We start from the raw sequence: 14,100 nt of genomic DNA, 5'->3' as shown, positions 1-14,100 counted from the left end.
CGCACACGGTGCGCCGCACGCGGTCGACGTCCGGCCTGGCCGTGCCGCCGCCTCGCGCGCCCCCGGACCCACCCCGACAATGGTGACGAGAGCCGGACGGGGGGCCATCAGACGACGACTGCGCCGGTCATCCTCCGGGAGGTAGCGATGCGTCAAACCAATCTCACGGGGGAGTCGACCGAATGCCTCAGCGCCCGCGAGGAGTTGCGGCAGGCCGAGATCGAGCTGATGCGCCATCGCGAACGCGTCGCCGAGCTGCGCCGCCGACTGCCGCTGGGCCCCGTCGTCGACGACTACGTGTTCGAGGAAGGCCCCGCCGACCTGCGGGCCGGTGACGAGCCGGTGACGACCGTCCGACTGAGCGAGCTGTTCACCCGTCCCGGACGCGATTTGGTCGTCTACCACTTCATGTACGGCAAGCGGCAGACCCAGGCGTGTCCCATGTGCACCATGTGGATCGACGGGTTCAACGGCATCGCCCACCACGTCACGCGCAACGTCGACTTCGTGATCGTCGCCGCGGCCGACCTCCCCACACTCCGCACGTACGCGCGAAGCCGGCACTGGACGAACCTGCGCCTGCTCAGCGCCGGGGCCGGCACCTTCAAACGCGACCTCGGCAGCGAAGACGCCGAGGGCAACCAGGACTCGACGGTGTCGGTGTTCGCCCGCGACGGCGAGGGGGCGACACGCCACTTCTACTCGGTGCACCCCCGTATGGCCGACGACATCGACGAGCGCGGCATCGACCTGCTCAGCCCGGTGTGGCACCTCCTCGATCTCACCCGCCAGGGTCGGGACGACTGGTACCCCGCGGTCAGCTACGAGTGAGGGGGCGGGACGCGACGAGCGCGCGACCTGACGGGTGATGGGGGGATGTGCCGCCACGGCTTCGACCGCGCCGGGCGGTGACGCCGGTCGTGATCGTTTCCGCGGGGGTCGGGGGTCGGGGGTCGGGGGCCGGGGGGCCGGGGGCGGGGGGGGGGGGCTTGGGGCTTGGGGCTCAGCGGCGCAGCACGGTCTGCCGCCGCACGCTCTGCCGCCGCATGGGGGACAGCGTCTCGGGATTCCGCACGGCGTAGAGCCCGGTGACGAGGCCGTCGTCGACGCGCACCGCCACGACGGTGTCGATCTCGTGCTCGATGGAGCGTACGCAGCCGGCTCAGCGGCTGGCGGGTGGTGATCCGGACCAGGTACGCACGCTGGTCCCGCACCGAGCCGAGATCGCCACCGAGCCGAGATCGACGCCCACCCACCGCAGCCAGGTCGGACACCGGTCCCCGCGACGTTGTGACACCCGTGAGCGGTGGCGCACGTCACACGGTCATCCCGTCACACGGAGCGGCTCGCCGGCATCTCGTGTTCGACAGTGCGACACGACAAGTGAGGACGATCATGGACGCCCGGTTCAACCTGTTCGACAACGAGATCGCCGCCAAGTTCGCCAAGCGGTTCGCCAACGCCGGACTGGTGATCCACCAGTCGCCGCTGCCGAAGTCCACCCAGGAGCTGGTGTCGCTGCGCGCCAGCCAGATCAACGGCTGCGGTTGGTGCATCGACATGCACACCAAGGAGGCCGCGGCCGACGGCGAAACCGCGGTCCGGCTCCATCTGGTCGCCGCCTGGCGCGAGTCCACCGTGTTCACCGAGGCCGAGCGGGCCGCGTTGGCGCTCGCGGAAGAGGGTACCCGGCTCGCCGACGCCCACGGCGGCGTGTCCGACGAGACCTGGGACCAGGTGCGCAAGCACTACGACGACGACCAGATCGCCGCGCTGGTCTGCCTGGTCGGCCTGATCAACGCGGCCAACCGGCTCGCCGTGATCGTGCACCAGCGGGGAGGTTCCTACCAGCCCGGCATGTTCGCCGCCGCGCTCGACTGATCGGCGGACGCGTCCGGCCCGGCCCGAGGTCCTCGGATCCGGGCCGGGCCCGCGTGTGTCCGGGCCCGCGTGTGTGCAGGCCCGACCGTGTCCGGGCCCGTGTGTGTGGGCCGCTCGTGTCCGGGCCCGCGTGTGTGTGGGGGCCACTCGTGTGTGGGGGCCGCCCGTGTCCGGGCGCGACCGCGGCGTCCCGAACACCGGCGTGTGTCACCGAGCACGTCGGCGGATGAGCGCTGGGGTCGGCGATGCGGCCGGGTGGCCCGGCTCGGCGGTCGGCCGTCTGCACTAACCCGATCACGGAGCGGTTGCCGCCCGTCGTCGGGCGTCAGCTAATGGATCACGCCTATCACTCCACCTGGCGCGGGCCGGGACGAAAGCGGCTGCGCACCCTGACACGCTGAGGTGACACATGCGTCCGTTTCGGAGACGTGGGCGAGGACCGCGAACCCCTGGGGCGGCAGGGCCGCTCGTCCCGCCGGCCACCCTGGAAGCGATCGGACGGATCGCCTCGCACCCCCTCCGGGGTCTGGCCCGAAGACGGCTCACGAGCCTCGCTCTCCTGGTGCTCGGCGCGGCGACGCCGCTCGCGGCCGCCCCCGCCTCGGCGACCGCCGACCCGGCTGACGCCCGAGTGGTCTGCCGGTCCAGCAGTCCCGTGGCGGGAACGACGGCGGACCGCGCCCCTGAAGCGCACCAGGCCGGCTTCACGGTCCTGCACACCTACGACAAGTCGTTCGCCACCGAGGTCGGCAACGCCGTACGCGTCGGCAAGGACAAGCTGCTTCCCCTCCTGCCCCGGGGCTACGCGTTCCGCCCCGCGTCGGAGCTCGGGCTGGGGAGCGCGAACGACGGGATCGTGGCGATCACGAACTTCTGCGGCGAGAACCCGCGGATCGACGGCAAACCCCCGCGGCGAGCGACCTACGCGGAGATCCGGGTGTCCGTCCTCGTGCGGGAACCGGCGGCTGCCGCCTCGGCCGGCCTGAACATCCCGGGAGCACTCCACTTCTACGCGCTCGCCGCCTACACCAACGACCCTCGCTACGCCGCCACCCTGCGGGAGGCGGACACGCCGGTCGAAGTCGTGCGAAAGATCACCTACGACCACCAGATGAACGACGCCGGGGTGGGCGATCTCGCCGTGCGGGTTCCCGCCAAGCGCTCTCCCTTCTACTCGTCGAACACGGGATTCGGCTACCAACCGGCCGGCGTCCTGAACTCGGTCTTCTGGCACGACGGCAGGCGGGGCACGACGGCGCTGCATTTCCTGAACGACCCCGCCGAGCAGGGGCAGGCGCTGAGCTCGGTGTACACGAAGCCCGGAACGCCGCTGAACCGGCTGCTCGACGGAGGCGGACTCGGGCCGGGTCCGACGGATCCCGTCACCGGCTTCGAAAGCGTGTCCACTCCCTCGCTCAACCTTCGCTACCCGGAGGGCAGCCGCGGACGCCTGCTTCTGCTCAGGAAGCCGTGCGGCTCGGCGGCGACGTGCGTGGAGCGGTGACGCGAGCCGTCCCGAGGGGGTGCAGGGCCCGCCCACCGGCGGGCCCTGTGACTGAGCGCCGTACCTGGCCAGTCTGGCCAGGTACGGCGCTCAGCTGGGTGCGCCAGCGGTGAACCGCGTCGTCGAGAGCGGCCGGACGGCGTCAGTGCCGGGACGCTCCGAGGATCTGGTCGGCCGTCGCGAAGCGGTGCTCCGTTGGCTTCAGCACTTCGTAGAGGTAGCCGAAGTACTCCGTTTCCGCCGTCCCTGTGAGCACCGCCAGCAGGAAGGCGAGGCACCCCATGCCGTGGTGCTCCCACAGTGGGCCGCGCCCTTCGTTGTAAAGCACGGTCCACTCGTCGGGGTGCTGGCCGGGCCGCGCCAGCCAGTACAGGAACGCCCCCGTGCCCTCCTCGAACGCCCACGGCAGGACCCGCGCCCCCGCTTCCAGCAGGCCGACAGGCTTCGCCTCGAACTCCCACAGACTGGCCAGGATCTCGTTCCGTTCCGTCGTCTGCGCGTGCAGGTCACAGTCGCTGTAGGCGGAGCCGGGGACGAGCAACCAGATCGTGTCGTCGAAGATGCCGCCGCCGTATGTTTCGACGAGCTGCTTGTAGTCGGCGGGCAGAGCCACGCCCAGGGCGCGCTCGGCCTGCGCCCAGTCCACCGCGGGCGGCGGTACGGCGGGCGGCGGGCAGAGGCGGAGGAGGGCGTCGAGGGCGATCATGGAACGGACGCTACTGAACCCCCAGCCGGTGGCCGTGGCTGGGTCGGCAGGGCAGGCGAGGATCCGCATCGGCTCCGGCCCAGGTAGCCCGCTCACCAGGATGAAGACCACGGGACGCTTTGAGTGCGTAGCTGGCCAGAGGGGCCAGCGACCGCGCTCAGTCACAGGGCCCTTGGGGGATCGCCAGAGCGTCATTGCATAAAACTGTCACGCACCGTATAGTCATGCCATGGAGAAGGAGGCGTGATGGCGATACGCGTGGCGGTGGCGGGCGCGAGCGGGTATGCGGGGGGCGAGCTCCTGCGTCTGCTGCTCGCGCACCCCGAGGTGGAGATCGGTGCCCTCACCGGCAACTCCAACGCGGGGCAGCGTCTCGGCGGCCTGCAACCGCATCTGTTGCCGCTGGCCGACCGGGTGCTGCAGCCGACGGAGGCCGCCGTGCTCGCCGGGCACGACGTCGTCTTCCTCGCGCTGCCCCACGGGCAGTCCGCCGCCGTCGCCGAGACCCTCGGGGACGCCGCGCTGATCGTCGACTGCGGTGCGGACTTCCGGCTTCGGGACGCCGCCGCCTGGGAGCGTTTCTACGGCTCGGCGCACGCCGGGACCTGGCCGTACGGGCTGCCCGAGCTGCCCGGGGGCCGTGCCGCGCTGCGCGGGACCCGGCGGATCGCGGTTCCCGGCTGCTATCCGACCGCCGTCTCGCTGGCACTCTTCCCGGCCTACGAGGCGGGGCTGGTCGAGCCGGAGGCGGTGATCGTCGCGGCGTCCGGGACCTCGGGCGCGGGCAAGGCGCCCAAGCCCCATCTGCTGGGCAGCGAGGTGATGGGCGCCATGAGCCCCTACGGGGTGGGTGGCGGTCACCGGCACACCCCCGAGATGATCCAGAACCTGTCGTCGGCCGCGGGGGAGCCGGTGCGGGTCTCCTTCACCCCGACCCTCGCGCCGATGCCCCGCGGCATCCTCGCCACCTGCAGCGCCACGGCCAGGCCCGGCATCACCGCGGAGGCCGTGCGCGCCGCCTATGAGAAGGCGTTCGGCGACGAGCCCTTCGTCCACCTGCTGCCGGAGGGCCAGTGGCCCTCCACCGCCGCCGTGTGCGGCTCCAACGCCGCGCTGGTCCAGGTCGCCCTCGACGAGGCGGCCGGTCGGGTGATCGCCATCAGCGCCATCGACAACCTCACCAAGGGCACCGCGGGTGGCGCGGTGCAGAGCATGAACATCGCCCTCGGCCTCCCCGAGGAGCTGGGACTTTCCACGATCGGAGTCGCCCCATGAGCGTCACGGCAGCCAAGGGCTTCACGGCCTCCGGCGTTGCGGCCGGCATCAAGCAGAACGGCAAGCCGGACCTGGCCCTGGTGGTCAACAACGGACCCCGTCTGGCCGCCGCGGGCGTGTTCACCTCCAACCGCGTGAAGGCCGCCCCCGTCCTCTGGTCCGAGCAGGTCCTCAAGGGCGGCGCGGTGAGCGCCGTGGTCCTCAACTCCGGCGGGGCCAACGCCTGCACCGGCCCCCAGGGCTTCCAGGACACCCACGCCACCGCGGAGAAGGTCGCCGAGGCGCTGGGGCAGAGCGCCGGCGAGGTCGCCGTCGCCTCCACCGGTCTGATCGGCGTGCTGCTGCCGATGGACAAGCTGCTCCCCGGCGTGGAGAAGGCCGCCGCCGAGCTGAGCGCCCACGGCGGCGAGAAGGCCGCCATCGCCATCAAGACCACCGACACCGTGCACAAGACCGCGGTGGTGCAGTCCCCCGAGGGCTGGACCGTCGGCGGCATGGCCAAGGGCGCCGGCATGCTCGCCCCGGGCCTGGCCACCATGCTGGTGGTCCTCACCACCGACGCCGACCTCGACGCCCCGACCCTGGACACCGCGCTGCGCGCCGCCACCCGCACCACCTTCGACCGGGCCGACTCCGACGGCTGCATGTCCACCAACGACACGGTCCTGCTGCTCGCCTCCGGTGCCTCCGAACTCACGCCCGCGTACGAGGACTTCGCCGAGGCCGTCCGCACCGTCTGCGACGACCTTGCGCGGCAGCTCATCGGTGACGCCGAGGGAGCCTCGAAGGACATCCAGATCGAGGTGATCAACGCCGCCACGGAGGACGACGCCGTCGAGGTCGGCCGCTCGATCGCCCGCAACAACCTCCTCAAGTGCGCCATCCATGGCGAGGACCCCAACTGGGGCCGGGTGCTGTCCGCCATCGGCACCACCTCCGCCGCCTTCGAGCCCGACCGGCTCAACGTCGCCATCAACGACGTCTGGGTCTGCAAGAACGGCTCGGTCGGCGAAGACCGCGACCTGGTCGACATGCGCTACCGCGAGGTGAAGATCACCGCCGACCTCGCGGCGGGCGAAGCCTCCGCCGTCATCTGGACCAACGACCTCACCGCCGACTACGTCCACGAGAACAGCGCCTACTCCTCATGAGCACCCGTAAACACACCGCCCTGCCCAAGGCCCGCACGCTCATCGAGGCGCTGCCCTGGCTGACCCGCCACCACGGCAAGACCATCGTGATCAAGTTCGGTGGCAACGCCATGGTCGACGAGGAGCTGAAGGCCGCCTTCGCCCAGGACGTGGTCTTCCTGCGCCACGCCGGACTGCGGCCCGTCGTCGTCCACGGCGGCGGCCCGCAGATCAGCGCCCAGCTCGACCGGCTCGGCCTGGAGTCGGAGTTCAAGGCCGGGCTGCGGGTCACCACTCCCGAGGCCATGGACGTCGTGCGGATGGTGCTGGCCGGACAGGTCCAGCGCGAGCTGGTCGGGCTGCTCAACCAGCACGGCCCGCTCGCCGTCGGGCTGACCGGCGAGGACGCCCACACCATGAGCGCCACCAAGCGGTACGCGGAGATCGACGGGGAGCGGGTGGACATCGGCCGGGTCGGCGAGGTCGCCGCCATCGACACCGGCGCCATCCGGGCCCTGCTGGACGACGGCCGCATACCGGTGGTCTCCTCCATCGCCCGCAGCGTCGACGACGGCCATGTCTACAACGTCAACGCCGATACCGCCGCCGCCGCGCTGGCCGCCGCCCTGGACGCCGAGACGCTGATGGTCCTCACCGACGTCGAGGGGCTCTACGCGGACTGGCCGCACAGCGACGACGTCATCAGCCAGCTCACCGCGAGCCGACTGGAGGCGCTCCTGCCCGACCTGTCCAGCGGCATGGTCCCCAAGATGGAAGGGTGCCTGTACGCCGTGCGCAACGGGGTGCGGACCGCTCGGGTGATCGACGGGCGGGTGCCGCACTCCATCCTGCTGGAGATCTTCACGGACGAGGGCATCGGCACCATGGTCGTGCCCGACGAGGGGACCACACCATGAGCAACGAGCAGCTCACCCAGCGCTGGCAGAGCGCGCTGATGGACAACTACGGCACGCCCAAGCTGCCGCTCGTCCGCGGCGAGGGCGCCCGGGTCTGGGACGCCGAGGGCCGCGCCTACCTCGACTTCGTCGGCGGCATCGCGGTCAACGCCCTCGGCCACGCCCACCCCGCCGTCGTCCGCGCCGTCTCCGAGCAGATCGCCACCCTCGGACACGTCTCCAACCTCCACATCGCCGAACCGACGGTCGCGGTCGCCGAGCGCCTCCTGCACCTGGCCGGCCGCCCCGGCCGGGTCTACTTCGGCAACTCCGGAGCCGAGGCCGTCGAGGCCGCCATCAAGATCGGGCGGCGCACCGGCCGGACCCACATGGTGGCCACCACCGGCGGCTTCCACGGCCGCACCATGGGCGCGCTGGCCCTCACCGGCCAGCCCGCCAAGCAGGAGCCCTTCCTGCCGCTGGTCGGCGAGGTCACCCATGTGCCCTACGGCGACGCGGAGGCGTTGCGGGCCGCCGTCACCACCGAGACCGCGATCGTCGTGATCGAGCCGATCCAGGGCGAGAACGGCGTGATCGTGCCGCCCCCCGGCTATCTGGCCGCCGCCCGCGAGATCACCCGGGCCACCGGCACGCTGCTGGTCCTCGACGAGATCCAGACGGGGATCGGCCGTACGGGGCACTGGTTCGCACACCAGGCGCAGGGGGTCGAGCCCGATGTGGTCACCCTCGCCAAGGGGCTGGGCGGCGGGCTGCCCATCGGCGCCACCCTCGCCTTCGGCGCCGCCGCCGAGCTGCTGACGCCCGGTCAGCACGGTTCCACCTTCGGCGGCAACCCCGTGGCCTGCGCCGCCGCCCTCGCCGTGCTCGACACCCTCGCCGCCGACGGCGCCCTCGACCACGTCAAGCGGGTCGGGGAGCGGCTGCGCGCGGGAATCGAGGCGTTCGGCCACCCGCTGGTCGCCCATGTCCGTGGCTCCGGCCTTCTCCTGGGTATCGTGCTCACAGAGCCCCTCGCACAGCGCGTGCAGCAGGCGGCTCAGGACGCGGGACTCCTGGTGAACGCGGTCGCGCCGGACGTGCTCCGGCTGGCCCCGCCGCTCGTCGTCGGCGACGACGTCGTGGACGCGTTCCTCGGGGCGCTCCCCGCCGTCCTGGACGCCGCGCGCGACGCCGTCGACGACGGTGGCATACACGGGGAACGACGATCCGGAGACTGACGAGACGATGCACGAGGCGCAGCAGAACGAGCTAGGGAACGGCGCGTCAGAGGACAGGGCGGCCCGGGACATGGCGGCGGCGCAGTCCATCGGGCAGGCCGTGCCGCAGACCCGGACCGCCCGCCACCGCCGGATCGTGGACATCCTCAACCGGCAGCCGGTCCGCTCCCAGAGCCAGCTCGCCAAGCTGCTCTCCGACGACGGGCTGAGCGTCACTCAGGCGACGCTCTCCCGCGACCTGGACGAGCTCGGCGCGGTCAAGATCCGCAACACCGGCGGTGAGCTGATCTACGCCGTGCCGAGCGAGGGCGGCTTCCGCACGCCGCAGGCGCCGCTGGGGGAGTCCGCCAAGGAGGAGCGCATGCGGCGCCTGTCCGCCGAGCTCCTGATCTCCGCCGAGGCGTCCGCCAACCTCGTGGTGCTGCGGACGCCGCCGGGCGCTGCCCAGTTCCTCGCCTCCGCCATCGACCAGGCCGAGCTGCACGACATCCTCGGCACCATCGCGGGCGACGACACCCTGCTTCTCATCAGCCGCGACCCGGCCGGCGGCCAGGCCCTCGCCGACCACCTGCTGCGGCTGGCCCAGAAGGCGCGCTAACGCCCCTCCGTCGGGCGGGCTCTCGCCGTGGGGCGGGCTCTCTGCGTGGGGCGGCGTTCGGTTCGGTCGGGTGCGGGTTTCGTCTCGCGCCTTCGGCGCACAGCGAGCGGCAACGGGGCAGGAGGGGCCGGGCTGGCCCGCCGTCGCCGTCTGGCGGTCCGGGGCTGACGAGCGAGGAGCACGTACCGCCAGGAATCCGGTGACCCTTCGCAGAGTCCTTTGATCTGGCGCTTGATACGCATCAAGCAATTCTGCGAGGACATCGCCCGCCGGGCGTCGGACGGCGACGGCGAGGAGCTGCCCCCTCTCGTCCCGTAGCAGCCTTCTTTGCGCCGGAGGCGCGAGATGAGAGGCGCGGTCGGCCGGGCGCAATTCCGCCCTGCGGCGCGATGCCGCTCACGTCGTCCGTCGCGCAGGCCCGCAGACGGCGACGGCGCTGCGGAGCACACCCGCGCCGTGCCCCGGCAGCCCGGCGAAATCCGCTTTCGGGGCCGAAGTCGGACTGCCTACGCTGCCCGCATGTCGATCGACTCGCACGCCGACGTGGCCGCATCCCCCAGGGACCCCGACCTCGCCGCCCTGGCCGAGCGGAGCTGGGACGACAGCACGCACCGTGAGGCACTCGCCGAGCTCGTGCAGCGGGGCTGGACCCCCTGCGGAGTGGGTGACTGGGCGGTGGCGGTGCGCTCCCCCACCGGGCACCTGGTGGCCCGGATCTGTCCCTTCGACCCGGCGTACGCGGCCTTCCTGGAACTGTGCCGACGCTGCGCGGGCAACCCGTACCTGCCGCGCGTCGCCCTCGAGGCCGCCCTCGACGGCGGGGGCACGCTCACGGTGTTGGAGTATCTTCCGCCGCTGGAGGCCGAGAAGGCCGCCGAGATCGCCGAACGCTGGCGCGCCGTCGGCGCCGCCGCCACCCGGGGTGGGCCGGGCGACCCGGACCTCGCGGCCGTGTACCGGGTCGCGGCCGAGGTGGACGAGGAGTTCCGGTCCCGCGTCCCGTGGTGGTACGGATTCGACCTGAACGCCGGCAACGTCCGGCGCGCGCTCGACGGTCGCGTGGTCCTGGTCGACGTCTTCTGCCTGGACGGGGAGAAGCTGTACGGCCAGGTGCTGGCCGACGCGGAAGAGGTGCGGCGACGGATCCCCGAGCACCGGATCCGACACCTCCTGGAGATCCCCTACATCGCCCGGGAGAGCAGCCCCGAGGAGATCGCCGCCCTGCGCCGGGCCTGGACGGCACCCGGGCACGACGGCTGATCCGCGCGCCGGGAGCGCGGTTTCCACAGAGCGGCTCGCCGACGGCGGGAGCGCGTTGACGAACCATACGGCTGAGTGCATACTTATACCCATCACCGCATGAACAGTCGCAGTGCAGGGATCGTAAGGAGAAACCCGTGACCGAGCGCGTCGTACTCGCCTACTCGGGCGGACTGGACACCTCCGTCGCCATCGGCTGGATCGCCGAGGAGACCGGCGCCGAGGTCATCGCCGTGGCCGTGGACGTCGGCCAGGGGGGCGAGGACCTGGACGTCATCCGCAAGCGCGCGCTCGCCTGCGGGGCCGTCGAGGCCGAGGTCGCGGACGCCAAGGACGAGTTCGCCGACGAGTACTGCCTCCCGGCGATCAAGGCCAACGCCCTCTACATGGACCGCTATCCGCTGGTCTCCGCGCTGTCGCGGCCGACGATCGTCAAGCACCTGGTCGCCGCCGCCAAGAAGCACGGCGCCTCGATCGTCGCCCACGGCTGCACCGGCAAGGGGAACGACCAGGTGCGGTTCGAGGCCGGGATCTCCTCCCTCGCCCCCGACCTGCGCTGCATCGCCCCCGTGCGGGACTACGCGATGACCCGTGACAAGGCCATCGCCTTCTGTGAGGCCAAGAACCTCCCGATCGCCACCACCAAGAAGTCCCCGTACTCCATCGACCAGAACGTCTTCGGTCGTGCCGTCGAGACCGGCTTCCTGGAGGACATCTGGAACGCGCCGATCGAGGACATCTACGAGTACACCGAGAACCCGGCGGTGGCCCGCGAGGCCGACGAGGTGGTCATCACCTTCCGCGAGGGTGTCCCGGTCGCCATCGACGGCAAGCCCGTCACCGTGCTCCAGGCCATCCAGCAGCTCAACCAGCGGGCCGGCGCCCAGGGCATCGGCCGGATCGACATGGTCGAGGACCGGCTGGTCGGCATCAAGTCCCGGGAGGTCTACGAGGCCCCCGGCGCCATCGCCCTGATCACCGCCCACCAGGAGCTGGAGAGCGTCACGGTCGAGCGCGAGCTGGCCCGCTACAAGCGGCAGGTCGAGCAGCGCTGGGGCGAGCTGGTCTACGACGGCCTGTGGTTCTCCCCGCTCAAGCGGGCCTTGGACGGCTTCATCAACGAGGCCAACCAGCATGTCACCGGCGACATCCGGATGACCCTGCACGGTGGTCGGGCCGTCGTCACCGGCCGTAAGTCGGACGCCTCGCTGTATGACTTCAACCTGGCGACCTACGACACCGGTGACACCTTCGACCAGTCGCTCTCCAAGGGCTTCATCGAGATCTTCGGCATGTCGAGCAAGATCGCCGCGAAGCGGGACCTCTCCTCGTGAGCAGCGAAAACCAGGACGTAAGGCTGTGGGGCGGCCGGTTCGCGGATGGACCGGCCGAGGCCCTCGCCAAGCTCTCCGCCTCGGTCCACTTCGACTGGCGGCTGGCCCCGTATGACATCGCGGGCTCCCGCGCACATGCGCGGGTGCTCCACGCGGCGGGCCTGCTCACCGCCGACGAGCTGGAGCGCATGCTCGCCGGGCTCGACCAGTTGGAGGCCGATGTCGCCTCCGGCGCCTTCGTGGGCACCGTGGCCGACGAGGATGTGCACACCGCCCTGGAGCGTGGGCTGCTGGAGCGGCTCGGGCCGGATCTGGGGGGCAAGCTGCGCGCCGGACGCTCCCGGAACGACCAGGTGGCGACGCTCTTCCGGATGTATCTGCGGGACCACGCCCGGATCATCGGTGGGCTGATCGCCGACCTCCAGGAGGCGCTGATCGGCCTGGCCGAGGCCCACCCGGACACCGCGATGCCCGGCCGCACCCATCTCCAGCACGCCCAGCCCGTGCTCTTCGCGCACCATGTGCTGGCCCACGTCCAGGCGCTGTCCCGGGACGCGGAGCGGCTGCGCCAGTGGGACGAGCGCACGGCGGTCTCGCCCTATGGCTCGGGTGCGCTGGCGGGCTCCTCGCTCGGCCTCGACCCGGAGGCCGTGGCGCGTGACCTGGGCTTCGAGCACGGCTCGGCGGCCAACTCCATCGACGGCACCGCGGCGCGTGACTTCGTCGCCGAGTTCGCCTTCATCACCGCGATGATCGGCGTCGATCTCTCCCGGATCGCCGAGGAGGTGATCATCTGGAACACCAAGGAGTTCTCCTTTGTGACCCTGCATGACGCCTTCTCCACCGGTTCGTCGATCATGCCGCAGAAGAAGAACCCGGACATCGCCGAGCTGGCGCGCGGCAAGTCCGGCCGGTTGATCGGCAACCTCACCGGGCTGCTGGCCACCCTCAAGGCGCTGCCCCTGGCGTACAACCGGGACCTTCAGGAGGACAAGGAGCCGGTCTTCGACTCCTGTGACCAACTGGAGGTGCTGCTCCCGGCGTTCACCGGAATGATGGCCACCTTGACCGTCCACCGTGAGCGCATGGAGGAGCTGGCCCCCGCCGGTTTCTCGCTCGCCACGGACATCGCCGAGTGGCTGGTGAAGCAGGGGGTGCCCTTCCGTGTGGCCCATGAGGTCGCGGGGGAGTGCGTCAAGGAGTGCGAGGCCCAGGGCATCGAGCTCCATGAGCTGACGGACCAGCAGTTCGCCAGGATCTCGCCCCACCTCACCCCCGAGGTTCGTACGGTCCTCAATGTTCCGGGCGCGCTCGCCGCCCGCAGCGGGCGCGGTGGCACGGCGCCCTCGGCGGTCGCCGTGCAGCTCGCCGAGGTGCGGGCGGACCTGGCCGCACAGCGGGAGTGGGCGGACGCCAAGCGCTAGCCGTCGGCCTTCCCGGGGCTCCCTCGGTTCCCCGGGGGATGACCGTGGGGCTCCCGAGGCGCCCCAGGGGAAGGGGCGGTTCCCCCCAGCACCAGCTAAGGGGAACCGCCTTTTCCGACTCTCACCCACTCGGCACGCTGAGTCTTTATATTCATACGGTGCGTCATATCGCAGAGGCCGGATCTCGCCATGGGCGGGCTCCGGCCTCTGTGTATGCCTGCCGCCGACTGGGCGGGTATGGACTCAAGATCGAGATATCGGTGTCCCATGTGAGACATGAATGTCTCACATGGTCTATGGTTGTCTCATGAGTGTTGACCGTGCGCAGGTGCTGCGCGAAGCCGCCGCCCTGCTCACCCGCAAGGCCACGGCGTCCATGGATGAGATCGCCAAGGCGGCGGGCATCAGTCGGGCCACCCTGCACCGGCATTTCGCCGGGCGTGACGCCCTGATGCGCGCCCTGGAGCAGCTCGGCATCGAGCAGCTCGAAGCCGCCCTGGACGAGGCCCGGGTCGAGGAGGGGGACGCCGACGAGGCGCTGCGTCGGCTGATCGCCGCCACCCGCCCGGTCTCCGGCTTCGTCGCCTTCCTCTACACGGAGAACCAGCTCTTCGAGGGCGAGGAGATCAATGAGGGCTGGGAGCGCATCGACACCCGGGTCGCGGCGCTCTTCCGGCGTGGACAGCACGAGGGGCACTTCCGGATCGACATGACCCCGGGCTGGCTGACCGAGGCGCTCTACGGCCTGATCGCGGCCGCCGCCTGGTCGGTCCAGGACGGCCGGGTCGCCGCCAAGGACATGAACTACATGGTCGTCGAGCTTCTGCTCGGCGGAGTGCGACGGAGTACCTGAC

The 14,100-nt window shown here is 71.3% G+C and carries 13 protein-coding genes; 12 read left to right on the top strand and 1 reads right to left on the bottom strand.

Going from position 1 to position 14,100, the window contains the following annotated elements; translation table 11 throughout:
* The first annotated feature begins 147 nt into the window (after positions 1 to 147).
* The 3 genes from LRS74_RS05915 (at position 148) to LRS74_RS05905 (ending at position 3,385) form a co-directional block, all read left to right on the top strand.
* Positions 148 to 831 (top strand): DUF899 family protein, encoded by a 684-nt coding sequence (locus LRS74_RS05915; protein ID WP_277739987.1) that lies wholly within the window; start codon positions 148 to 150, stop codon positions 829 to 831.
* Between the two features lie 564 nt (positions 832 to 1,395).
* Positions 1,396 to 1,881, top strand: a complete 486-nt coding sequence (locus LRS74_RS05910; RefSeq protein WP_277739986.1) for a carboxymuconolactone decarboxylase family protein — start codon at positions 1,396 to 1,398, stop codon at positions 1,879 to 1,881.
* A 562-nt stretch (positions 1,882 to 2,443) separates the two neighbouring features.
* A complete protein-coding gene (locus tag LRS74_RS05905) occupies positions 2,444 to 3,385 on the top strand; it encodes a hypothetical protein (protein ID WP_277739985.1) in 942 nt (313 codons plus the stop codon).
* 142 nt (positions 3,386 to 3,527) lie between these two features.
* Here LRS74_RS05905 and LRS74_RS05900 read toward each other — a convergent pair whose 3' ends face one another.
* A complete protein-coding gene (locus tag LRS74_RS05900) occupies positions 3,528 to 4,091 on the bottom strand; it encodes an SMI1/KNR4 family protein (RefSeq protein WP_277739984.1) in 564 nt (187 codons plus the stop codon).
* Positions 4,092 to 4,337: 246 nt separating this feature from the next.
* Here LRS74_RS05900 and argC point away from each other — a divergent pair, with 246 nt between their 5' ends.
* The 9 genes from argC (at position 4,338) to LRS74_RS05855 (ending at position 14,099) form a co-directional block, all read left to right on the top strand.
* Positions 4,338 to 5,366 carry an N-acetyl-gamma-glutamyl-phosphate reductase gene (gene argC, locus LRS74_RS05895; RefSeq protein WP_277739983.1) on the top strand — a complete coding sequence of 343 codons (1,029 nt, stop codon included), beginning with the start codon at positions 4,338 to 4,340 and terminating at the stop codon, positions 5,364 to 5,366.
* Positions 5,363 to 6,517 carry a bifunctional glutamate N-acetyltransferase/amino-acid acetyltransferase ArgJ gene (gene argJ, locus LRS74_RS05890; RefSeq protein ID WP_277739982.1) on the top strand — a complete coding sequence of 385 codons (1,155 nt, stop codon included), beginning with the start codon at positions 5,363 to 5,365 and terminating at the stop codon, positions 6,515 to 6,517. Before argC ends, argJ begins: the two co-directional genes overlap by 4 nt.
* Positions 6,514 to 7,413, top strand: a complete 900-nt coding sequence (gene argB / locus LRS74_RS05885; RefSeq protein WP_277739981.1) for an acetylglutamate kinase — start codon at positions 6,514 to 6,516, stop codon at positions 7,411 to 7,413. The genes argJ and argB overlap by 4 nt, the downstream gene beginning before the upstream one ends.
* Positions 7,410 to 8,630 carry an acetylornithine transaminase gene (locus tag LRS74_RS05880; RefSeq protein WP_277739980.1) on the top strand — a complete coding sequence of 407 codons (1,221 nt, stop codon included), beginning with the start codon at positions 7,410 to 7,412 and terminating at the stop codon, positions 8,628 to 8,630. Before argB ends, LRS74_RS05880 begins: the two co-directional genes overlap by 4 nt.
* 70 nt (positions 8,631 to 8,700) lie before the next feature.
* Positions 8,701 to 9,228 carry an arginine repressor gene (locus LRS74_RS05875; protein WP_277744616.1) on the top strand — a complete coding sequence of 176 codons (528 nt, stop codon included), beginning with the start codon at positions 8,701 to 8,703 and terminating at the stop codon, positions 9,226 to 9,228.
* A 519-nt stretch (positions 9,229 to 9,747) separates the two neighbouring features.
* Positions 9,748 to 10,488: a hypothetical protein gene (locus LRS74_RS05870; RefSeq protein WP_277739979.1), complete on the top strand. Its 741-nt coding sequence runs from the start codon at positions 9,748 to 9,750 to the stop codon at positions 10,486 to 10,488.
* A 137-nt stretch (positions 10,489 to 10,625) separates the two neighbouring features.
* The gene (locus LRS74_RS05865) at positions 10,626 to 11,822 is read left to right on the top strand and encodes an argininosuccinate synthase (protein WP_144382390.1); all 1,197 of its coding nucleotides are present in this window, start codon (positions 10,626 to 10,628) and stop codon (positions 11,820 to 11,822) included.
* Complete coding sequence (argH, locus tag LRS74_RS05860) at positions 11,819 to 13,246, top strand: argininosuccinate lyase (RefSeq protein ID WP_277739978.1); 1,428 nt, start codon at positions 11,819 to 11,821, stop codon at positions 13,244 to 13,246. The genes LRS74_RS05865 and argH overlap by 4 nt, the downstream gene beginning before the upstream one ends.
* Before the next feature lie 307 nt (positions 13,247 to 13,553).
* Positions 13,554 to 14,099 (top strand): TetR/AcrR family transcriptional regulator, encoded by a 546-nt coding sequence (locus tag LRS74_RS05855; protein ID WP_277739977.1) that lies wholly within the window; start codon positions 13,554 to 13,556, stop codon positions 14,097 to 14,099.
* The last annotated feature ends 1 nt before the right edge of the window (position 14,100 follow it).

This window comes from Streptomyces sp. LX-29, assembly GCF_029541745.1.
Classification (GTDB): Bacteria; Actinomycetota; Actinomycetes; order Streptomycetales; family Streptomycetaceae; genus Streptomyces.
The sequence above is the reverse complement of the archived record's forward strand: the minus strand, read 5'-3'. Positions and strand labels throughout refer to the sequence as shown.

Coding starts and splice junctions, on each gene's coding strand:
- LRS74_RS05915 (WP_277739987.1), top strand. CDS start 148: ATGCGTCAAACCAATCTCACGGGGGAGTCGACCGAATGCCTCAGCGCC.
- LRS74_RS05910 (WP_277739986.1), top strand. CDS start 1,396: ATGGACGCCCGGTTCAACCTGTTCGACAACGAGATCGCCGCCAAGTTC.
- LRS74_RS05900 (WP_277739984.1), bottom strand. CDS start 4,091: ATGATCGCCCTCGACGCCCTCCTCCGCCTCTGCCCGCCGCCCGCCGTA.
- argC (WP_277739983.1), top strand. CDS start 4,338: ATGGCGATACGCGTGGCGGTGGCGGGCGCGAGCGGGTATGCGGGGGGC.
- argJ (WP_277739982.1), top strand. CDS start 5,363: ATGAGCGTCACGGCAGCCAAGGGCTTCACGGCCTCCGGCGTTGCGGCC.
- argB (WP_277739981.1), top strand. CDS start 6,514: ATGAGCACCCGTAAACACACCGCCCTGCCCAAGGCCCGCACGCTCATC.
- LRS74_RS05880 (WP_277739980.1), top strand. CDS start 7,410: ATGAGCAACGAGCAGCTCACCCAGCGCTGGCAGAGCGCGCTGATGGAC.
- LRS74_RS05875 (WP_277744616.1), top strand. CDS start 8,701: ATGGCGGCGGCGCAGTCCATCGGGCAGGCCGTGCCGCAGACCCGGACC.
- LRS74_RS05870 (WP_277739979.1), top strand. CDS start 9,748: ATGTCGATCGACTCGCACGCCGACGTGGCCGCATCCCCCAGGGACCCC.
- LRS74_RS05855 (WP_277739977.1), top strand. CDS start 13,554: ATGAGTGTTGACCGTGCGCAGGTGCTGCGCGAAGCCGCCGCCCTGCTC.